21 protein-coding genes are annotated in these 19,648 nt (G+C 73.9%); 11 read left to right on the top strand and 10 right to left on the bottom strand.

Annotated elements, in window-relative coordinates; all coding sequences use genetic code 11:
- Positions 1 to 5 precede the first annotated feature (5 nt).
- Both ACPYO4_RS07950 and ACPYO4_RS07945 read right to left on the bottom strand, forming a co-directional pair.
- Complete coding sequence (locus ACPYO4_RS07950) at positions 6 to 254, bottom strand: RNA-binding S4 domain-containing protein (RefSeq protein ID WP_425708682.1); 249 nt, start codon at positions 252 to 254, stop codon at positions 6 to 8.
- Between the two features lie 29 nt (positions 255 to 283).
- Entirely contained in the window at positions 284 to 826 is a 543-nt protein-coding gene (locus ACPYO4_RS07945) for a DinB family protein (RefSeq protein WP_425708681.1), read from the bottom strand.
- Positions 827 to 952: 126 nt separating this feature from the next.
- On the opposite strand from ACPYO4_RS07945, the gene hisD reads away from it, so the two are divergent.
- The gene (gene hisD, locus ACPYO4_RS07940) at positions 953 to 2,290 is read left to right on the top strand and encodes a histidinol dehydrogenase (protein WP_425708680.1); all 1,338 of its coding nucleotides are present in this window, start codon (positions 953 to 955) and stop codon (positions 2,288 to 2,290) included.
- A 63-nt stretch (positions 2,291 to 2,353) separates the two neighbouring features.
- Here the strand turns inward: hisD and ACPYO4_RS07935 are convergent, their stop codons facing one another.
- Positions 2,354 to 4,507 carry a RecQ family ATP-dependent DNA helicase gene (locus tag ACPYO4_RS07935; protein ID WP_425708679.1) on the bottom strand — a complete coding sequence of 718 codons (2,154 nt, stop codon included), beginning with the start codon at positions 4,505 to 4,507 and terminating at the stop codon, positions 2,354 to 2,356.
- A 118-nt stretch (positions 4,508 to 4,625) separates the two neighbouring features.
- Positions 4,626 to 4,994, bottom strand: coding sequence for a DUF952 domain-containing protein (locus tag ACPYO4_RS07930; protein WP_425708678.1), 369 nt, complete (start codon positions 4,992 to 4,994; stop codon positions 4,626 to 4,628).
- 249 nt (positions 4,995 to 5,243) lie between these two features.
- On the opposite strand from ACPYO4_RS07930, the gene ACPYO4_RS07925 reads away from it, so the two are divergent.
- From ACPYO4_RS07925 to ACPYO4_RS07880, 10 genes are all read left to right on the top strand, one after another.
- Positions 5,244 to 6,407, top strand: coding sequence for a histidinol-phosphate transaminase (locus tag ACPYO4_RS07925; RefSeq protein WP_425708677.1), 1,164 nt, complete (start codon positions 5,244 to 5,246; stop codon positions 6,405 to 6,407).
- Positions 6,404 to 7,003 carry an imidazoleglycerol-phosphate dehydratase HisB gene (hisB, locus tag ACPYO4_RS07920; protein WP_425708676.1) on the top strand — a complete coding sequence of 200 codons (600 nt, stop codon included), beginning with the start codon at positions 6,404 to 6,406 and terminating at the stop codon, positions 7,001 to 7,003. Before ACPYO4_RS07925 ends, hisB begins: the two co-directional genes overlap by 4 nt.
- A complete protein-coding gene (locus tag ACPYO4_RS07915; protein ID WP_425708675.1) occupies positions 7,000 to 7,767 on the top strand; it encodes a hypothetical protein in 768 nt (255 codons plus the stop codon). The genes hisB and ACPYO4_RS07915 overlap by 4 nt, the downstream gene beginning before the upstream one ends.
- The gene (gene hisH / locus ACPYO4_RS07910) at positions 7,768 to 8,424 is read left to right on the top strand and encodes an imidazole glycerol phosphate synthase subunit HisH (RefSeq protein WP_425708674.1); all 657 of its coding nucleotides are present in this window, start codon (positions 7,768 to 7,770) and stop codon (positions 8,422 to 8,424) included.
- A complete protein-coding gene (gene priA, locus ACPYO4_RS07905) occupies positions 8,421 to 9,242 on the top strand; it encodes a bifunctional 1-(5-phosphoribosyl)-5-((5-phosphoribosylamino)methylideneamino)imidazole-4-carboxamide isomerase/phosphoribosylanthranilate isomerase PriA (RefSeq protein ID WP_425708673.1) in 822 nt (273 codons plus the stop codon). Before hisH ends, priA begins: the two co-directional genes overlap by 4 nt.
- A complete protein-coding gene (locus ACPYO4_RS07900; RefSeq protein WP_425708672.1) occupies positions 9,239 to 10,042 on the top strand; it encodes an SseB family protein in 804 nt (267 codons plus the stop codon). The genes priA and ACPYO4_RS07900 overlap by 4 nt, the downstream gene beginning before the upstream one ends.
- 368 nt (positions 10,043 to 10,410) lie before the next feature.
- The gene (gene infC, locus ACPYO4_RS07895) at positions 10,411 to 11,502 is read left to right on the top strand and encodes a translation initiation factor IF-3 (RefSeq protein WP_425708671.1); all 1,092 of its coding nucleotides are present in this window, start codon (positions 10,411 to 10,413) and stop codon (positions 11,500 to 11,502) included.
- Positions 11,503 to 11,582: 80 nt separating this feature from the next.
- Complete coding sequence (rpmI, locus tag ACPYO4_RS07890; protein ID WP_425708670.1) at positions 11,583 to 11,777, top strand: 50S ribosomal protein L35; 195 nt, start codon at positions 11,583 to 11,585, stop codon at positions 11,775 to 11,777.
- Positions 11,778 to 11,807: 30 nt separating this feature from the next.
- On the top strand, positions 11,808 to 12,188 hold the full coding sequence (rplT, locus tag ACPYO4_RS07885; RefSeq protein ID WP_425708669.1) for a 50S ribosomal protein L20: 381 nt from the start codon (positions 11,808 to 11,810) through the stop codon (positions 12,186 to 12,188).
- 70 nt (positions 12,189 to 12,258) lie between these two features.
- A complete protein-coding gene (locus tag ACPYO4_RS07880; RefSeq protein ID WP_425708668.1) occupies positions 12,259 to 13,122 on the top strand; it encodes a TrmH family RNA methyltransferase in 864 nt (287 codons plus the stop codon).
- Between the two features lie 22 nt (positions 13,123 to 13,144).
- Here ACPYO4_RS07880 and ACPYO4_RS07875 read toward each other — a convergent pair whose 3' ends face one another.
- The 6 genes from ACPYO4_RS07875 to ACPYO4_RS07850 form a co-directional block, all read right to left on the bottom strand.
- Positions 13,145 to 13,690 (bottom strand): DUF488 family protein, encoded by a 546-nt coding sequence (locus ACPYO4_RS07875; RefSeq protein ID WP_425708667.1) that lies wholly within the window; start codon positions 13,688 to 13,690, stop codon positions 13,145 to 13,147.
- Between the two features lie 102 nt (positions 13,691 to 13,792).
- Entirely contained in the window at positions 13,793 to 14,173 is a 381-nt protein-coding gene (locus tag ACPYO4_RS07870; protein WP_425708666.1) for a class I SAM-dependent methyltransferase, read from the bottom strand.
- Positions 14,174 to 14,328: 155 nt separating this feature from the next.
- Positions 14,329 to 16,041: an ABC-F family ATP-binding cassette domain-containing protein gene (locus tag ACPYO4_RS07865; protein WP_425708665.1), complete on the bottom strand. Its 1,713-nt coding sequence runs from the start codon at positions 16,039 to 16,041 to the stop codon at positions 14,329 to 14,331.
- 64 nt (positions 16,042 to 16,105) lie between these two features.
- A complete protein-coding gene (locus ACPYO4_RS07860; protein WP_425708664.1) occupies positions 16,106 to 18,178 on the bottom strand; it encodes a DUF222 domain-containing protein in 2,073 nt (690 codons plus the stop codon).
- 292 nt (positions 18,179 to 18,470) lie between these two features.
- Positions 18,471 to 18,893: a CBS domain-containing protein gene (locus tag ACPYO4_RS07855; protein WP_425708663.1), complete on the bottom strand. Its 423-nt coding sequence runs from the start codon at positions 18,891 to 18,893 to the stop codon at positions 18,471 to 18,473.
- A 31-nt stretch (positions 18,894 to 18,924) separates the two neighbouring features.
- A complete protein-coding gene (locus tag ACPYO4_RS07850) occupies positions 18,925 to 19,569 on the bottom strand; it encodes a hypothetical protein (protein WP_425708662.1) in 645 nt (214 codons plus the stop codon).
- Positions 19,570 to 19,648: the final 79 nt, after the last annotated feature.

The raw sequence follows: 19,648 nt of genomic DNA, 5'->3' as shown, positions 1-19,648 counted from the left end.
GCCGGTCAGCCCTCCGAGCGGCCGTCGGCCACGACCCGGACCGACTCGACGCCGCTCGACCGGCGCACCTCGACGATCTCGCCGCCGGTGAGCTGACGGCCGCGCCGCAGCTCGGGCGCGCCGTCGACGAGGACGTCGCCGTCGGCCACGAGGGTGCGGGCGTCCGACCCGGTGTCGGCGATGCCGGACAGCTGCAGCAGCTGACCGAGGCGCACGGGCACGCGGACCGGGATGTCGGCGGGCTGGGCAGGCACGGGCCCATCGTCCCAGACGGATCGGCCCGTCATTCGCCGACGAGGCCGTCGACGGCCTCGCGGAGGAGGTCGGCGTGCCCGTTGTGCCGTGCGTACTCCTCGATCATGTGGACGAGGATCCAGCGCAGGCTGGGGGATCGCCCGTCGGGCCAGGTTCGCGCGGCCGGGTGGTCCAGTCCGCCGTCCCGGTAGGCGTCCTCGGCGGCGGTCCGCGCACGCGCGACGCTGCGGCCCCACAGGTGGCGGAGCACCGCGGGCTCGTCGTCGACGGCGGAGTCCCAGTCCCAGTCCGGGGTCGCCGACCAGTCGATCTCGGACCACGGCTGCCTGCGTGGTTCGTCGCGCAGCCACCGGCAGAACCAGTCGTCCTCGACGTAGGCGAGGTGCTTGAGGAGTCCCGCGAGGGTCATCGTGCTCGGAGGCAGCGTGCGTGCCAGGGCCTCGGCGCCGAGGCCGGAGGTCTTCCAACCGAGGGTCGCGCGCTGGAAGTCGAGGAAGCCGGTGAGGGTCTCCCACTCGTCGCCCTCCAGCGGCGGTTCGTGACGGCCCTGCTCGTCGATGTCGGTGGTCATGGCCCGGAGCGTACCGACGGCGCCGGGTGGCCCCCGCGCGCCGAGGTCGCGACCGATGCCTCGCAGGCGGCGTCCGTACGGCGATGTCCCGCGGCACCGCCGGGGCTCGCGCCCTAGGCTGAACGCATGCTGCGTCGAATCGACCTTCGGGGCCGCGCTCTCACGCGCGCCGCGCTGGCGGACACCCTGCCCCGGGCCGCCCTCGACGTCGAGGCGGCGGCCGCCGCCGTCGCGCCCGTCGTCGACGACGTCCGTGCCCGAGGTGCCGCCGCCGTGCGCGATGCGGCCGAGCGCTTCGACGGGGTCCGCCCCGATCACCTGCGGGTACCGGCCGAGGCGCTCGTCGACGCGCTCGACTCCCTGGACCCGGCGGTCCGCGAGGCCCTGTCCCGCTCGGCGGAGCACCTGCGCGCGGGCCACGCCGCGCAGGTCCCGGCCGACGTCACCACCGAGATCACTCCCGGCGGGCTCGTCCACCAGCGGTGGGTGCCCGTGCGTCGCGTCGGCCTCTACGTGCCCGGCGGCCTCGCGGTCTACCCCTCGAGCGTCGTGATGAACGTCGTCGCCGCCCAGGCCGCCGGCGTCGAGGAGCTCGTCGTCGCGTCCCCGCCGCAGGCGGACCGCGGTGGGCTGCCGCACCCGACGATCCTGGCCGCCTGCGCCCTCCTGGGGGTGACCGAGGTCTACGCCGCGGGCGGCGCCCAGGCGATCGCGCTCCTCGCATACGGCGCGGCGGGGGAGGAGGGCACGTCCGACGGCGAGGCGCTCGCCGAGCCCGTCGACGTCGTCACCGGGCCGGGGAACGTCTACGTCGCCGCCGCGAAGCGCCTCGTCCGCGGTGTCGTCGGTATCGACGCCGAGGCCGGCACCACGGAGATCGCCGTCGTCGCCGACGCGAGCGCGGACCCGCTGCACGTCGCCGCGGACCTGCTCAGCCAGGCCGAGCACGACCCGGCCGCCGCCAGCGTGCTCATCACGGACGACGAGGCGCTCGCCGACGCCGTCGAGCGCCACCTCACCGAGCTCGCGGCCTCGACACGGCACCACGAGCGCGTCGCCACGGCCCTCTCCGGTCCGCAGTCGGCGAGCGTCGTCGTCGACGACCTCGACCGTGCCGTGGCGGTCGCCGATGCGTACGCGGCCGAGCACCTCGAGATCCACACCGCCGACGCGCCGGCGGTCGCGCGCCGGATCCGCAACGCGGGCGCCATCTTCGTCGGCGGGTACTCGCCGGTGCCGCTGGGGGACTACCTCGCGGGCTCGAACCACGTGCTGCCCACGGGCGGGACGGCCCGGTTCACGGCCGGCCTGTCGGTCATGGCCTACCTCCGGCCGGTGCAGCTCGTCGAGTACTCCAAGGACGCGCTCGCGGCCGAGGCCCCCTACCTCAGGGCACTGGCCGAGGCGGAGGACCTCCCGGCACACGCGGACGCCGTCAACGTCCGCCGCTTCTCCGGCCGCTGACGGGGGCGGCCGAGCCCGCCGGTCGAGCCGAGCCCCGCTCACCGAACGGCTCCGCGGTCCGCGTCAGCGCACCCCGAGCACGAGCGGCACGACGGCGTCCGCGCCGGCGCGCCTGAGCATCCGCGCCGCGACCGTCAGCGTCCATCCGGAGTCGGTGGAGTCGTCCACGAGCAGCACGCGGCGACCGGGCAGTCCGGCGAGCGCGGCCTCGGACAGCCCCAGCTCGAGGCGGCGCACCACGGAGGCGAGCCTGCTCGCCGAGTTGACGTCGTGCCGACCCGGCTCGGTCCCCGGGGCGGGTGCCAGTGCGCCGACGACGGGCACCCCGAGCGTCTGCGAGACGTGCACGGCCAGGTCGCGCACGAGCTGCGGCCGCGTCGTGGAGTCCACCGCGACGATCCCGGCGACCGGATCGGTGCCGGCCGCCCATGCGGTGAGGGTCTGACGCAGCGGTCCCACGAGGTCGGCGGGCACCGGCCCGTCGCCCGCCGCCGGCCCGAGGGCGGTGCGCAGCGCGCCTGCGAGCCCGACGCCGTCGAGCCGACCCACGGCGACGCCGGTCTCGGCGCGCTCGCCCTCGGGGATCTTCCCGGACAGCTCGACGCCGAGCCGGGCCATCCCGGACGGCCACTGCCTGCGCGGCTCGATCTCGAGCCCGGGACGGTCCAGCCCGGCCCGCGCCTGCTCCGCCGCCCGCTCGTCGACGCCTGACGCCAGCTCCATGCCGCCGCACAGGTCGCACCGCCCGCACCGCCAGCCCTCGGCCAGGTCGGGGTCGTCGAGGTGGGCGCGCAGCACCGCCATCCGGCACTGCGGCGCCTCCAGACGCGCGTAGGCGAGCATCGCCTCGGCCTCCGTGCGCCGCGACTCCTCGACGCGCTCGTAGCGCTGCGCGTCGTAGGTCCAGGGTTGCCCGGTGCTCTCCCACCCGCCGCGCACCCGCTGCACGGCGCCGTCGACGTCGAGGACCTTGAGCATGGTCTCCAGCCGCGTGCGTCGCAGGTCGACGGCCGTCTCGAGCGCGGGCGTGGACTGCACGCCCTGCTCGGCGAGGACGTCCAGCACGGTGCGCACCGACTCCTCGGGCGGGAACGCGAGGGAGGCGAAGTACTGCCAGATCGCCCGGTCCTCGCGCCCCGGGAGGAGCACGACGTCGGCACGGTCGACGGCGCGGCCCGCACGCCCGACCTGCTGGTAGTAGGCCACCGGCGAGGACGGTGAGCCGAGGTGGACGACGAACGCCAGGTCCGGCTTGTCGAACCCCATCCCGAGCGCGGAGGTGGCGACGAGCGCCTTGACGCGGTTGTCCTTGAGGTCCGCCTCGAGCACCTCGCGCTCCGCCGGCTCCGTGCGTCCCGTGTAGGCGCGCACCTCGTGCCCGGCGCTGCGCAGCTGCTCGGCGACGGTGTGCGCGGCCGAGACGGTGAGCGCATAGATGATCCCCGACCCGTCCCAGGCGGGAAGTGCCCCCGCGAGCCAGGCGATCCGCGCCGCGTCGTCCGGCAGGTCGACGACGCCCAGGTGCAGCGCCGGCCGGTCGAGGCTGCCGCGCAGCACGAGCACGTCGTCCGCGCCGCCGAGCTGCTCCGCGACGTCGCGTGTGACGCGCGAGTTCGCCGTGGCGGTCGTCGCGAGCACGGGGACGCCGCCCGGAAGGTCGGCGAGCAGCGTGCGGATGCGCCGGTAGTCGGGACGGAAGTCGTGTCCCCAGTCGGAGATGCAGTGCGCCTCGTCGACCACGACGAGGCCCGCGTCCGCCGCGAGGCGCGGCAGCACCTGGTCGCGGAACTGCGGGTTGTTGAGCCGCTCCGGGCTCACCAGGAGCACGTCCACGGCGCCGCGGGCGATGTCGGCGTGCACCTCGTCCCAGTCCTGGACGTTGGTGGAGTTGAGGGTGACGGCCGTGATTCCCGCCCGCGAGGCCGCCGCGATCTGGTCGCGCATGAGCGCGAGCAGGGGCGAGACGATGACCGTCGGCCCGGCCCCGGCCAGGCGCCGCAGCGCGGTCGCCACGAAGTACACGGCCGACTTCCCCCAGCCGGTGCGCTGGACGACGAGCACGCGCCTCGACCCACCCACGAGCGCCTCGATCGCCCGCCACTGGTCCTCGCGCAGCGCCACGTCGTCGCGCCCCACGAGCGCGCGGAGCACGCCCTCGGCCCGGTCGCGCAGCTCGGTGAGGGCAGGAGCGGTCACGGCGGGGTCGGTCGAGATCATGCCGTCACGCTACGCACGACGCCGGACATCCGCGCCGCCGGTTCCCTGCCGACTGTGGACGCAGCGTCGGCCGCGGCACGTGTGGACCCCGCGGGCTTGCGCGCAGGTCCGACGCCCGTCAGGCGGGAGCGCCCACCACGAGCTCGCCGGCGGCCAGGGCGGCGGGCCGCACCGCCACGACGGCGTCCATCGGGATGGGGCCGTAGATGTGCGGGTACGCGGGCCCGGTGGGGTCGGCGGGGTCCGGTTCCTCGCGGATCTCGAGGCCGCACGAGCGCAGCACGTGCGCGTCGAGCACGAGGACCACCAGCGGCTCGGGGTCGTCCGCGTACAGCGCCGCGGCGACGCCGGCGAGCTGGTCGGGGTAGGAGCCGTGGATGAACCCGACGGACTCCAGCGTCGCGCCGCGGGTCGATACCCGGTACATCCCCGTCTCGCGCGCGTCAGCGAGGTCCGCCGCGTACGCCAGGTGCCAGATGTGCTCCACAGCAGCCAGGCTAGCCGCGCCGTCCGCGCCTGCTCAGGGGGCGAGGCGCACCTGATTCGTGAGACCGGACACCGCTAGCGGGCAAAGGTTGTGCCACGTCTCGATCCGAGCGTGGTCGGCGCCACCCCATGTGCTCCGGCCCACGTCCACGCCCGACCTCGAACCCCACGCCCGACGTCGAACCCCACGCCCGGTCCCCGCGGCTGAGACCGCGTGCCACGCGGGGGCGGGAGTTCCTACGATCGGGTGGTGAGCACGAGCCCGAGCACGAACCCCGGACCACCCCGGCTGCCGCTGCGCCCCGACCTGGCGGGCCTGAGCCCCTACGGTGCGCCGCGCATCGACGTACCGGTGATCCTCAACGTCAACGAGAACCCGTTCTCGCCGGCCCCCGAGGTGGCCCAGGACATCGCGCGCGCCGTCGGTGCGGCGGCGACGGGCCTCAACCGGTACCCGGACCGGGACTTCCCCGAGCTGCGCGAGCAGCTGGCCGCCTACCTCGCGGTCGAGTCCGGGGTCGAGCTGGACCCGGACCAGGTGTGGGCGGGCAACGGGTCGAACGAGGTCCTCCTCCACGTCCTCCAAGCCTTCGGCGGGACGGGCCGGACGTTGCTCACGGCCACGCCGAGCTACTCGATGTACCCGGAGTACGCGCGCGACACCCAGACGTCCTTCGTCACCGTCGATCGCGCCGCGGACTTCACCGTCGACCTCGGGGCCACCAGCGCCGCCCTGGCGGAGCACCGTCCGGCGGTGCTCGTCCTCGCCAGCCCGAACAACCCCACGGGCACGGCGCTGGGCGCCCGGGACCTCGCCGCGCTGCTCGACCACGCGCGGACCACCGGACCGGACGTCGGCGCCCCCACCAGCGGCGACGGCAGCACCACCGCGACCGTCGTGGTGATCGACGAGGCCTACGGCGAGTTCCGTCGCGAGGGCACCCCTTCGGCGCTCGAGCTCCTCGCCGACCACCCGCACCTCGCGGTCGCGCGCACCATGTCGAAGGCCTTCGGGATGGCGGGCCTGCGATTGGGCTACCTCGCCGCGGCCCGCGAGCTGATCGACCACCTGCGCGTCGTGCGGCTGCCCTACCACCTGTCCGCGCTCACCCAGGCGGCGGCGCTCGCCGCCCTCGCGCACCGGGACTCGCTGATGGGTCAGGTCAAGCTGCTGCGCGACGAGCGCGACGCCCTCGTCGACCACCTGCGGGGCCGCGGGCTCGAGGTCGTCGAGTCTGACGCGAACTTTGTCATGTTCGGCCGCTTCGAGGACCGCCATGCGGTGTGGGACGCTCTGGTGGCCAGGGGCGTCCTCATCCGCGAGGTCGGCCCGCAGGGGATGCTGCGCGTGTCGGTCGGCACGCCCGAGGAGAACGACCGCTTCCGGGCGGCGTTGGAAGAGGTGCTGTCATGAGCAGGACGGGACGCGTCGAGCGCACGACGTCCGAGTCACAGGTTCTCGTCGAGCTCGACCTCGACGGCGAGGGGCGGACCGAGATCTCCACGTCGGTGCCGTTCTACGACCACATGCTCACCGCCCTGGGGAAGCACTCGGGGATGGACCTCACGGTGCGCGCCACCGGGGACATCGAGATCGACGTGCACCACACGGTGGAGGACGTCGCGATCAGTCTCGGCCAGGCGCTGCGTCAGGCGCTCGGCGACAAGGTCGGCCTCACGCGGTTCGCGGACGCGACCGTGCCGCTCGACGAGGCGCTCGCCCACGTCGTCGTCGACGTCTCCGGACGGCCGTACTGCGTCCACACGGGCGAGTCCGAGGCTCAGGCGATGCACCTGATCGGCGGTCACTTCACAGGCTCGCTCACGCGGCACGTCTTCGAGTCGGTCGCGCACCACGCGGCGATCTGCCTGCACGTGCGCGTGCTCGCCGGCCGCGACCCGCACCACGTCGTCGAGGCGCAGTTCAAGGCCTTCGCCCGGGCACTGCGCGAGGCGGTGGCGATCGACCCCCGCGTGACGGGCGTGCCCTCGACGAAGGGCGCGCTGTGAGCGTGCCCGGCGCTCCGGAGCGGCTCGCGATCGTGCTCACGCCGTTCGCCCGGCCCGACGTCGTCGCGGCCGCGTGCCGCCAGCTCGGCATGACGGACGCCGTGGCGGTGCCGTCGCGCTCCGGCGTCGTCGTGACCCGGCCGCTGCCGGCGAGGGTGGAGCACACCGACTGGGACATCTCCGAGCTGCTGGGCGACGCCAGCGCGTCCGGCGCGACCGCGTCCGACCCGACGATCCCGGACAGCCCGGAAGCCTTGGACGCTCCGGGCGTTCCGGCCGGCGCAGGTACACCGGAGGCCGGCGGGACCATGGGGACCAGCGAGACCGCCGGCACCCCTGGGGCCACTGGCTCCAACGCGACCAGCCCTGACGCCCCCGCTGCCGACGAGATCACCGCCGACGAGATCACCGCGGACGACGCGGTGACCGCCGCCCACCGGCCCGAGCCGAGCGAGAACGCGGGCGAGGAGCTCGCGACGGCGATGTCGACGATCACGCGCCGCGGCGTCGTGCTCGTCCAGGCCGATCTCGGGGTCGACTCGGGCCTCGAGTCCGGTCTTGCCGGGCACCTGGTCGCCCGCGAGTGGACGGCCGGCGAGCCCGGCAATGACGTCGCGCCGGGCCTGCTGCTGGCGAACGCCGACGACGTCGTCGAGGACATCGTCCTCGGCCGTCGTGCGCCCGACGAGATCCCGGGCGCCGTGCGCGCGATCGACGTCACGGGGCGCGGCCCGAAGCGCCGCCTGTTCGGCCGGGGAGGCTGAGTGGGCACCGACCGGCCCGGCGTCGTCGTCCTCGACTACGGCTCCGGCAACGTGCGCTCCGCCGTGCGCGCCCTCGAGCGCGCGGGCGCCGACGTCGCGCTCACGGCCGACCCGGCCCACGTCGAGGCGGCCGACGGCGTCGTCGTCCCCGGTGTCGGCGCGTTCGCCGCCGTCATGGACCAGCTCCGCGCGGTCGACGCGCCGCGCCTGCTCGACCGGCGTCTCGCCGGCGGGCGCCCGGTGCTCGGCATCTGCGTCGGTCTGCAGGTGCTGTTCGAGGCGGGCACCGAGCACGGTGTCCGGGCCGACGGGCTGGCCCAATGGCCCGGCGAGGTCACGCGCCTGCCCGCGGAGGTCGTCCCGCACATGGGCTGGGCGACGGTGACGCCGCCCGCCGGCAGCCGCCTGTTCGCCGGCGTCGAGCACGAGCGGTTCTACTTCGTGCACTCCTACGGGGTGCTCACCGACCCGGCCGCGCCGTTCGCCGACGGCCGCACCACCCCGCCACAGGTCACCTGGTCCGAGCACGGCGCGCCCTTCGTGGCCGCCGTCGAGAACGGCCCGCTGACCGCGACCCAGTTCCACCCCGAGAAGTCCGGCGACGCCGGCGCGCACCTCCTGCGCACCTGGGTGGACCAGCTCGGAGGATCCCGATGACCACGCCCGACCCGGCGACTCCCGCTCCCGCCCCCGCGGCGCCCACCGCCTCAGCTCCCGGCGACCGGGCCACCTCGTCCACCGGCCAGGCGCCACCGCTCGTCCTGCTGCCCGCGGTCGACGTGGTCGACGGCCGCGCGGTCCGGCTCGTCCAGGGCGAGGCCGGCTCGGAGACGGAGTACGGCGAGCCCGCCGCCGTCGCTGCCCGCTTCGTCGCCGACGGCGCGACCTGGATCCACCTGGTCGACCTCGACGCCGCGTTCGGGCGCGGCTCGAACCACGAGCTGCTCGGCCGGATCGTCGGCGAGCTCGGCGTCTCGGTCGAGCTCTCCGGCGGGATCCGCGACGACGCGTCGCTCGCCCGTGCCCTCGACGCCGGTGCCACGCGCGTCAACCTCGGCACCGCCGCGCTCGAGAACCCGACGTGGACGAGCCGCGTCATCGCCGAGCACGGCGAGAAGGTCGCGGTGGGACTCGACGTCCGCGGGACCACGCTCGCGGCCCGGGGCTGGACCGAGGACGGCGGCGACCTGTGGGACGTGCTCGACCGCCTGGAGGCCGACGGCTGCTCCCGCTACGTCCTCACCGACGTGACGAAGGACGGGACCCTGCAGGGACCGAACCTCGATCTCCTCGCCCGGGTGGCCGCGCGCACCGACGCCCCGGTCGTGGCGTCCGGCGGCATCTCGAGCCTGTCGGACCTCGCGGCCCTGCGCGAGCTCGTGCCGGTCGGCGTCGAGGGTGCGATCGTCGGCAAGGCGCTGTACGCCGGCGCGTTCACGCTCCCCGAGGCGCTCGAGGTGGCGGGTCGGGCATGAGCGAGATCGTCCCCGGGTCCGGCCGGCGCCCGACGGAGCTCTCGGACTCCGCGGGACAGGCGTGGGCGGGCCGCATGCTCAGGGCGAACCCGTTCGCCGGCGACGACGGCTCCGTCACCGAGTCCATGGCGGCTGCCCTGGCACAGACCGACCCGGCACGGCGCATCGTCGACGTCGTGGCCGAGCTGCGCACCGGGCGCGTGCTCGTGCCCGTGGTCGCCCACGACCACCCGGGCCGGGAGGCCGGCGAGGTCGCGCGGCACGAGAAGCAGATCTCCGGCGACGCCCAGGCCGACGCCGTGGCGTCGGCCGCGTCCGTCACCGTGGCGACCCCGGACGGACGGGCCGCGCTCCCGGCCTTCTCGAGCTACGACGCCATGCGGGCGTGGGACCCGGCGGCGCGGCCGGTCCCGGTCGAGGGGACCCGGGCCGCGGCCTCGGCCACGCAGACCCCGGACCAGATCCTCGTGCTCGACCCGGCCTCGGACCGCCCGGTGCTCGTCGGCCGGCCGGCCGTCGGGGCCGTCGCGGCCGGCGAGGACTGGGTGCCGCCCTGGGAGGACGAGGAGCTGCCGACGGCGATCACGTCCGCCCTGCGCGGCTCGTCCGACATCCTCGGCGTCCGGCTCGAGGCGGGCGTGCGGGCCGAGCTGCGGGTGGTGCTCGCGGTACGGCCCGGGTTCGACCGCGTCGGCCTCGAGGCCGAGCTCGCGCGCGTGTCCACCCGGCTGGGCGAGCTCGAGGAGCTGCGCCACCGGGTCGACTCCCTCGAGCTGTACCCGGCGCTCGTCGCCGAGTAGCGCTGCGGCCCGAGCAGCGATCGTCACCGGGCAGCGCTCCGCCCGAGACGCACGGCACGTGCCCCACCACTGGGGCGCGGCGCCGGCTCCTGCTAGAGTGGGTGGCTGACCGGCCGGTACCGTCCGCGGCACCGGCGAGCAAGCGGAGAGATCCCACCTTGGCACCCCTGGGGTACCGGGTATCTGGTCGGGCGGGGCATGGTGTCTCGTCCACGTGCGTAGCTGCGCACACCCAGGCCTCCGCGCTCTTGCGTCGGAGGCCTTTCTCGTGGCTCCTGACGGTCGGTCTCGGCCCATCCACGATCAAGGAGCTCAGCATCAGCGAGACCCGTATCAACGACCGTATCCGCGTCCCCGAGGTCCGACTCGTGGGTCCTGGCGGAGAGCAGGTCGGCGTCGTCCGCGTGGAGGACGCCCTTCGGCTTGCCCAGGAGGCGGACCTCGACCTCGTCGAGGTGGCCCCCGACGCGCGACCGCCGGTCGCGAAGCTCATGGACTACGGCAAGTTCAAGTACGAGTCGGACGTGAAGGCGCGTGACGCCCGCCGCAAGCAGGCGAACACGATGCTCAAGGAGATCCGCTTCCGCCTGAAGATCGACGCCCACGACTACGAGACCAAGAAGGGTCACGTCGTGCGCTTCCTCGAGGGCGGCGACAAGGTCAAGGTCATGATCATGTTCCGCGGCCGCGAGCAGTCGCGCCCGGAGATGGGGATCCGGCTGCTCCAGCGGCTCGCGGAGGACGTCGAGGACCTCGGTTCCGTCGAGTCCGCCCCGCGCCAGGACGGCCGCAACATGACGATGGTCATCGGTCCGCACCGGAAGAAGTCCGAGGCGCACACCGAGCAGCTGAAGAAGCGTGCGGCCGAGAAGGAGGCCCGGAAGGCGTCCTCCGAGGAGCACAAGGGCGAGAAGAAGCAGGCCGAGGCCGCGAGGCCGGCCGCCCAGGCGCCGGCCGCCGCGCCCGACGCCCCGGTCATCGAGGCTCCGGTCTTCGCCAAGGCCCCGCCGTCGGAGCGGACCTCGGCCCCGGCGCGCCCCGCGTCGACGGGTGCCCCGCGCTCGTCGGGCCCGTCGCGCTCGTCGTCGGGCACGCGCCCCGCGAGCTCCGGTCGCCCGTCGTCCGGCTCCTCGCGCCCGTCGTCGGGCACGTCCCGTCCGGCCTCGTCCGCGAGCGGCTCGGCCCGTCCGGCGTCGGGCTCGCCCCGCCCGGCCTCGAGCTCGAGCGGGTCCGCCCGCCCGGCCTCGTCCACGAGCGGGTCCGCCCGCCCGGCGTCGTCGGGCTCGTCGACGACGCCCGCCCCGTCGACCGGCACCACGCCGGCCTCGACGCCCACGCCCGCAGCATCGCCGGCCACCACCGCCAGGCCGGCCGCTGCACCCAAGCCGGGAGCGCCGAAGCCGTCGGCGACGCCCCGGCCGGCCGCGCCGAGGCCGAGCGCCCCCAAGGCGTCGGCCTAGCGTCCAGCAAGGAACGTCCGACGGCCGTCAGGTCCCGGAAGCACAGTTACGTCGCGCGAGGGCGCGACCGAGAGGGAAGCATGCCGAAGAACAAGACGCACTCCGGTGCGAAGAAGCGGTTCCGGGTCACCGGTTCCGGCAAGATCATGCACGAGCGCACGCGCAAGGTGCACAAGTTCGCCGAGCGGTCGCGCCGCCAGGTCCGTCGCCTGTCCAACGACGGCGAGATCACCGGCGGCGACGCCAAGAACGTCAAGAAGATGCTCGGCCTGTAAGGCCTGAGCAGAGGTTGAGGAGCACCTGACATGGCACGTGTGAAGCGGGCGGTCAACGCCCACAAGAAGCGCCGCTCGACCCTCGAGAAGGCATCGGGATACCGCGGACAGCGCTCGCGGCTCTACCGCAAGGCGAAGGAGCAGGTCCTCCACTCGGAGACCTACGCCTTCCGCGACCGCAAGGCGCGCAAGGGTGACTTCCGTCGTCTGTGGATCCAGCGGATCAACGCCGCGGTACGCGCCGACGGCCTGACGTACAACCGGTTCATCCAGGGCCTCAAGGCCGCAGGCGTCGAGGTCGACCGCCGCATGCTCGCCGAGCTCGCGGTCTCCGACCCGGCCGCGTTCTCCGCCCTCGTCGAGGTGGCCAAGAAGGCTCTGCCGGCCGACGTCAACGCGCCGGCGGCCTGACCTGACGCCGAACGGCACCGGTCGCTCCGAGCGCCCGGACACGCTGCTGACCAACCCCCGCTCCGAGCGGGTGCGGAGGGTCGCGGCGCTGTCCGGGCGCTCGTCGCGTTCCCGGTACCGCCAGTTCCTCGTCGAGGGTCCGCAGGCCGTGCGGGAGCTCGTGCGTTTCGCCCCCGGCCGGGTCCGGGACGTCTACGTGGCCCAGGACGCCGCGCTCACGCACCACGACGTCGTCGAGGCGGCGATCGGCGCGGGCCTCCACCTGCACGAGGCGACCGCCGAGGTCGTCCGCGCGATGAGCGCCGACGCGCAGGGCGTGCTCGCGGTCGCCGACGTCGTGGGCACCGAGCCCGCCACGACGCCGGACCTCACCTCCGTTGTCGCGTCCGGTCCGTCCCTGGTCGCTGTGCTGGTCGCGGCCGGTGACCCCGGCAACGCCGGGACCGTCATCCGTTCCGCGGACGCCGCCGGCGCCGACGCCGTGCTCCTGGGTGCGGGCAGCGTCGAGGTGACGAACCCCAAGGTGGTGCGGGCGACCGCGGGGTCACTCTTCCACCTTCCCGTGGTGGGTGGTCTCGAGATCGATGAGGCTGTTGCCGAGCTGCGCGCGGCCGGACTGCAGGTCCTCGCTGCCGACGGCGCGGGGGAGTGGGATCTCGACGAGCTGGCGGACCGTGCCCTGGCGCGGGCGCACGGGCTGCAGCTGTCCGTCGAGGGCGAGCTCGCCGCGACCGACCTGCTGGCGCCCGACCTCGCGGTGCCCACGGTCTGGCTGCTCGGCAACGAGGCGCACGGTCTGACCCGCGCCCAGCGCGAGCTCGCCGACGCCGTCGTCCGCGTCCCCGTCCACGGCCGGGCCGAGTCCCTCAACCTCGCCACCGCCGCCGCGCTGTGCCTCTACGCCAGCGCCCGGGCCCAGCGCCGCGAGGTCTGAGGGCCTCCTCGCGTCCGGCGCCCTACACGAGCGGCGGCGTAGCCCCGACGTCGTAGACGAGCCGGGCGCCTTCGCCCTCGACCCGGACACCCTCGGTCGGCCGGTGCTCGGCGTTCCGTCCGCCCGGCATGAGGTGCGTGACCGCCACGCCGCGCACGAGCACGAGGTGGTCGGCGAGCAGCCGGCGATGGCACCGCCACCACACAGACTCGCTGCACATCACCGCGGTCGTCGCCTCGTTCGCGAGGCCGAGCAGTGTCTCCACGCCGCCGAGGAACTCCGGGGTCTCCATGTGGTCCGCGTAGGCGCGGAACGACTCGTGCCGGAGTGCCACGTGCCGGGTGTCCGGCACCGGTCGACGCCGACCGCCGAGCGCCTTGGCCCAGCGGTACTCGATGCCGCCGTCGGGCACCCACGCCGCCATCTCGGTCCGGCCGAACTGCGGGTTCCTCCGGCTGCCGGGGAACGAGCGGATGTCGACGAGCCGCGTGACGCCCGCTCCGGTCAGCAGCCCGAGCAGCTCCTCAGCACTCTGCCGCCCGTGCCCGACGGTCAGCACACTGGTCATCCGTCCAGGGTAAGCACGGTGGGTGATGGTCTGCCGTGTGATGCCGTGAACCGGAGCGCCTTCACTGGTCGCCGCCGGGAGGGGCGCCCACGCTGGTGGCCGTCAGGAGCGACGTTCCCACTCGATCGTGTGGCGGAAGCCGAGCCGACGCCGCATGCGTGCGCCAGGCAGCACCCGACCGACGACGGCGCGCAGCTCGTCGTAGGGCATCGTCGGCTCGGCGGTCGGGACGTCGTCGTCCAGGTGGTGCAGGACCGCAATCGTGGTGACGACGTCGTACGGCCCGTCCAGCGCGCCGAGCCGCGAGTCGACGATCTGGACGTTCGTCAGCCGTGCACAGCGTTCGGTCGCCTGCCGTCGCATCTCGGCGTCGACGTCGGTCCCCGTGACGTCCCCGACGCGGGCGGCGAGTGTCCGGAGGAGCCGACCCTGTCCGCAGCCCACGTCCAGTGCGCGTGATCTGTTGCGTGGAAGGCGGCGCACGATCCAGGGGTGGAAGTGGTCGTTGTGGCTCCACGGATGTCGGGCGTTGACCGCTGCGAGTGCGCGCGAGACCCGCCGGACGAGGGGATTCGCGGATGCTCGCACGTCGAACCGACGCGATGCCGCGGCGTCACCCCGGGCCGCGTCGTCGTCGCTCATCGCTGGCGAGCGACCCGTCCCTCGTCCCACACGGGCTCCGTGGTCTCGCGCACGGTGCCGTCGGCCCCGAGCACGAGGAACCGGTCGAAGCTCCGGGCGAACCACCGGTCGTGCGTCACCGCCACCACGGTGCCCTCGAACGAGGCCAGAGCCTCCTGCAGGGCCTCGGCCGAGTGGAGGTCGAGGTTGTCGGTCGGCTCGTCGAGCAGCAGCAGGGTCGCGCCGGACAGCTCGAGCAGGAGGATCTGGAAGCGTGCCTGCTGGCCGCCGGAGAGTGAGTCGAAGGTCTGCTCGGCGGACCGCGCGAGCCCGTAGCGGTCGAGCGCCCGCGCCGCGAGATCGCGGGGTCGCCCGGCGCGGTGCTGGTCCCCGCGGTGGAGGATCTCCACCAGCGTCCGGCCGTGCAGCGCCGGCTGGTCGTGGGTCTGGGCGAACCAGCCCGGCCGCACGCGTGATCCGAGGCGCGCCGTACCGGTGTGCGCGACGGGTGGTACGACCGTGTCGCCCACCGGGAGGTGCTCCTTCTCCGGCGTCGTGCCGCCCCCGGCGAGGAGGCGCAGGAGGTGAAACTTGCCCGACCCGTTCGAACCGAGGACGGCCACGCGCTCGCCGAACCAGATCTCGGCGTCGAAGGCGTCCATGAGCGGTCGCGTGCCCGAGGCGTCCCCGGGGTCGAGCAGCGCCAGGGACTCGGTGACGATCGCCCGCTTGGCGGTGCGCCCGCCGACGAGCCGCATCCGTACGTCCTGCTCGATCGACACCCTCTCCGGCGGACCCGCGACCTCGAACCGTTCGAGGCGCGTGACGGCGGCGGAGTACCGGGAGGACATGTCCGAGTTGTATGCGGCCTTCTGCTTGTACATCTGCATGAGGCGGCGGAGCTTCGTGCGCTCCTCCTCCCAGCGCTTGAGCTGCTCGGCAAGGTCGGCGTTGCGGGCCTCGCGGGCCTCGTGCCAGGTCGCGAACGAGGCCGGGTGCGTCCAGGCGAGCGCGCCGGCGGCGCCGGGCTCGAGCGTGACGACGGCGGTCGTCGTGGCCGCGAGGAGCTCGCGGTCGTGGCTGACGAGGAGGACGGACTTCGACGAGGTGCGCAGCCGGTCCTCGAGCCACATCTTGGCGGGTACGTCGAGGAAGTTGTCCGGCTCGTCGAGGACGAGGATGTCGGCGGGGCCGGAGAGCATCGCCTCGAGGACGAGGCGCTTCTGCTCGCCGCCGGACAGCGAGGCGGCGTCGCGCCAGCGCGCCCGCTCGTAGGGGAGGCCGAGCGCCTGTGTGCAGACGGTGTCCCACACGGTCGTCTCGAACTCGTACCCGCCGGCGTCCCCCCAGTCGGACAGGGCCTGGGCGTAGGCCATCTGGGCGGGCTCGTCGTCGATCTCCATGACGGCGAGCTCGGCGTCGTCGAGCGCCTGGGCGGTCGCCCGGATCCGTTCGGGCGCGACGCCGAGGAGCAGGTCCCGCACGGTGGACCCGTCGCCGGCGCGGCCGACGAGCTGGCTCATGTGCGAGATGGCGCCCTGGCGGGTGATCGCGCCGTCCTGCATGTCGAGGTCGCCCGTGACGAGGCGGACGAGCGTGGTCTTCCCGGTCCCGTTCGGCCCGACGAGCGCCACTCGCGCACCGTCCCCGACGGCGAAGCTCACCTCGTTGAGCAGGGGACGCCCGTCGGGCAGGGCGTAGGTGATGCCGGCGACGTCGAGATGGGCCATGCTCAGATCATCAAGCAGGCGGTTCGGTCGGCGCGACTGCTTTGCTGCTCGTGCGGGGTCGGTCTTATGTGATCCGGGTGCTGGTGGCGTCGATGCCCGTGCCCGTGCCCGTGTCCGTGCCCGCCCCCGCCCGCGTTCCTGTCGTGTCGTTCTTGGTCGGGCCGGGATCGGTGACGAGTGCCATGGGTGTGGTGGGTTCGATGGGGTGGCCATTGCGGGCGTGGAAGTGCCAGTGGCCGGTGCGGCGGGTGATGGTGATGTTGCGGGCGTGGACGAGGTCGTGGTGGTGCCAGCACAGCAGGATGCCGTGTTCGACGCTGGTGGGGCCGTTGTCCCGGTACCACTGCAGGGAGTGGTGGATCTCGCCGAAGCCTGGTGGTTCGCTGCAGTCGGGGTACTGACAGTGGCCGTCGCGGGCGATGATCGCCTTGGTCATGTTGGCGGGGAAGATGCGTTTTTCTCTCCCGACGTCCAGGACGGTGGACTCGGGGCCGAAGATCACGCGGGACAGGGCGCTGTCGCAGGCCAGGCGGGCCAGCAGCGTGGGCGGGACGGGGGTGCCGTCGGCCAGGGTGGCGGGCTCGAGCCCGGTCATGGCCTGGTGGTCGATGGCGGTGGAGATGACGTGGTCCTCGCCCGGGGTCCAGGCTGCCAGCCACTGACGGGCTTCGTCGGACAGGTCGAAGATGGTGAGGTCGGTGCCGGGGTCGCGGGGCCCGCCCGGCGCGGACAGTGTGGCGTCGGCCGTGACCGGCCATGAGGCGTCGCCCGCGCCCGTGCCGGTGGTGGTGAGTCCGAAGCTCGCCCCCGGCGGGTAGCCCGCGCCGGTGTTGCCGTCGGTTGCGGTGGCTGCGGGCGTGACGTCAACGGCGTGTCTCGCACGCTCGCTGCTCTCAGCCGGGGTGCTGGGTGGGATGACGGATCCGGTGGCTGCGGCGAGGCCGCGGAGGGTGTTGATGTCGACGGTGACGGTGACGTGTGGTCGGACGCGGGCGTGCGCGCTTTGGAGTCCGGTGTCCAGGGACTGGTGGGCGAGGGAGACCAGGGCGGCGGCGCGGCGTTGGGCGGGGGTGCGGGTGTCGTTGGCGTTCTTGGTGCCCATGTGGGCGGTCAGGGCGGTGTGAATGACCTGTCCGGAGAGCTCGTCGAGCCAGCCGTTGACGTGGTAGCCGCCCAGCGTGGGGGAGATGCTGAGCTCTTCCTTGGAGTCGGCCTCGCGCCAGGCGCGGTCCGCGGCCTCGGGGTCGGCCATGGTGGCCCATTTCTTGACCACGCGGGCGAAGTCGTTGGCGTGCATGATCTCTGCCTGCGCGACGAGGAACGCCTCGCCGAGGCCGTCGTCGTCGAGCCTGGCCCGCAGCTCGGTGGTGGTGACGGCCTCGCGGACCAGGACGTTGACGTGCTCGACGCCGATCCGCGCCTCGGCCAGGGCTGTGGCGGTGCGGGGGAGGTGGTCGCGCAGGGTGCGGGCCTGGGCGATCTGGCGGCCCGCGGCCGCATTGCTCGTGCCTGCGTGGTGTCGGACGTAGGCCTTGAAGGTCCGCCACCCCTCCAACGCCCACAGCCCGTTGCCCTCGGCGGCCGTGAGCACGCCGGCGCGGGCAGCGCTGAGCTTGCGCTCGACCTGTTCGAGGAGCTGGTGGGCCTGGTGGACCCGCTCCCCGGGGAAGGAGTGCCAGTCCGTCGCGGTGACCGCGTCACACGCCGCGGCGACCTGCGTCAGGAGCTCGACCGGATCGCAGGCGGCAGCCCCCGGGCGGTCGAACGACAACGCATCGGTAGCAGGGCCGGCATCGAGGGTCGCTACGGCGGTGCTGTGCGTGCCGGCGTCCTCGCCATGGTCCTGCACCTCGCCGCTGCGGTGGACAGGGTCGGTGGCCGTGGACCCGGACATGTACGGCTCGACGTCCGCGTCGACACCGGTGGTGCCGATCAGCTCGTGCTCGGCGTCGGGGCCGAGGAAGTCGGCCATCCAGCTCTGCAGGTCGGCCTCACGAAGAGGGAGCGCTGCCAGGTCCTGGTCGGCCAGCGGGTCCTCGGCCGCCCAGTCTCGCAGGGCCTGTTCGTCCCACCAGTCCTCGAGCTCGGACGAGAGCCTGTGGACGTCGATCTCCCCGATGTCAGTGGTCGTCGGCATCATTGCTCTCACCCCCTCGAAGCTCTGTACACCCCACCCTAGTCGAACTGGTGTTCGAATGCAAGCCCTGTGGGGACTCAGTTTCGGAGGCGGAGGGAGGGAGATCAGCCCCAGCAGGGCGGAGGGCCTGCGGATACTCCGGGTGGTCTCCGGGTGGCCCGCTGGCCGGCGTCGCAGCGGGGCGGTCGATGCGGGGATCGTCACGGGCGCTGCACCCCGCGGCCGATGTTCCTGTCAGCCCGTGGGCGTGGCGCAGAGCGCCGCACGCGTCCGTCAGCGCAGCACGCGCACGTCAGCCGTGGACGTACCCCTCGAGGTGGTCACGCTCGGCCTGCAGCTCGTCGAGCCGATTCTTCACGACGTCGCCGATCGACACGATCGCGACCATCCGCTCCTCGTCGACGACGGGCAGGTGCCGCACCCGCTGCTCGGTCATGGTGCGGGCGAGGGTCTCGAGCTCGTCCTTGGGCGCGCAGGTGACGACGTCGTGGACCATGACGTCCCGGACGTGCCGGCTCGTCGCGCCGTTCTCGCGCAGGAGCGGCAGAAGGTCGCGCTCGGCGACGATCCCGTCGACCCGACCGTCGGAGTCCGAGACGACGACGGCGCCGATCCGGTGCTGCTCGAGCAGGTCGAGGAGCTCCCCGATGGTGGCGTCGGAACGGATGGTGACGACCTCGTGCCCCTTGCGGCGGACCACCTCGTCGATGCGCATGGAGCGATGCTAGTCGCTCCTATGGCGTGGGTCACGCGCCGCGGGGTTCCGAGGTGTCCGGGGTTGAGGGGATCGGACCCTCGCCTGCGGGCCGTACCGCCGTGCTGAGAGCGGCGACGGCGCCGAGCGCGAGACCCACCTTCGTGTGCGGGGACGAGACTCCCCGTCGCCCGAGGCGCTCGCCGAGTCGGTGCAGCAGGCGCTCCTGCATCACCGTGGCGACCGTCGTCAGGGCGAGGACGCCGCCGACGACGCCCACGACGGCGGCTGGGGACAGGCGACCGAGCGCGCCTGCGAGGCCGCTCGTCGGGGCGTCGTCCGCCGCTGGGCCGGACGTCGCAGTGTCCTCGCGCGTATCCGGGACGGTCGTCCCGTTGCCGACCGCGAATGTGACGGCAGCCGCACCCTCGCGCACGCCACCGGCGTCTTCATCGCGCTCGGTCACGTCCTCGTGGCGCCCTGAACCGCGCTCGGCCACCTCGTCGTGCACCTCCGGTCCGTCGCTCGAACGGTTGAGAACGGCGGACAGGGCGAGGCCGCCGAGCAGCAGACCGATCTTGGCGGGGACGCGTTCCCCCCTTCGGGGCAGGTGATCGGGCAAGGCATACCAGGCGCACACGATCACACCGGTGACGGCGGCGTTCGCCACGTTCCTGAGTCGATCCGCGCTGAACATCCATCCAGGTTACGGGCCCGGCCCCGGCCGCGGGCGGTGGCCCTCGGCGACCGACCGAGCCGGCGGGCGCCGTAGGCTC

Origin of the sequence: Georgenia sp. Z1491, from assembly GCF_049856175.1 — a bacterium.
Lineage (GTDB): Bacteria > Actinomycetota > Actinomycetes > Actinomycetales > Actinomycetaceae > JB111.
This window is presented reverse-complemented; position numbering and strand designations above follow the sequence as displayed.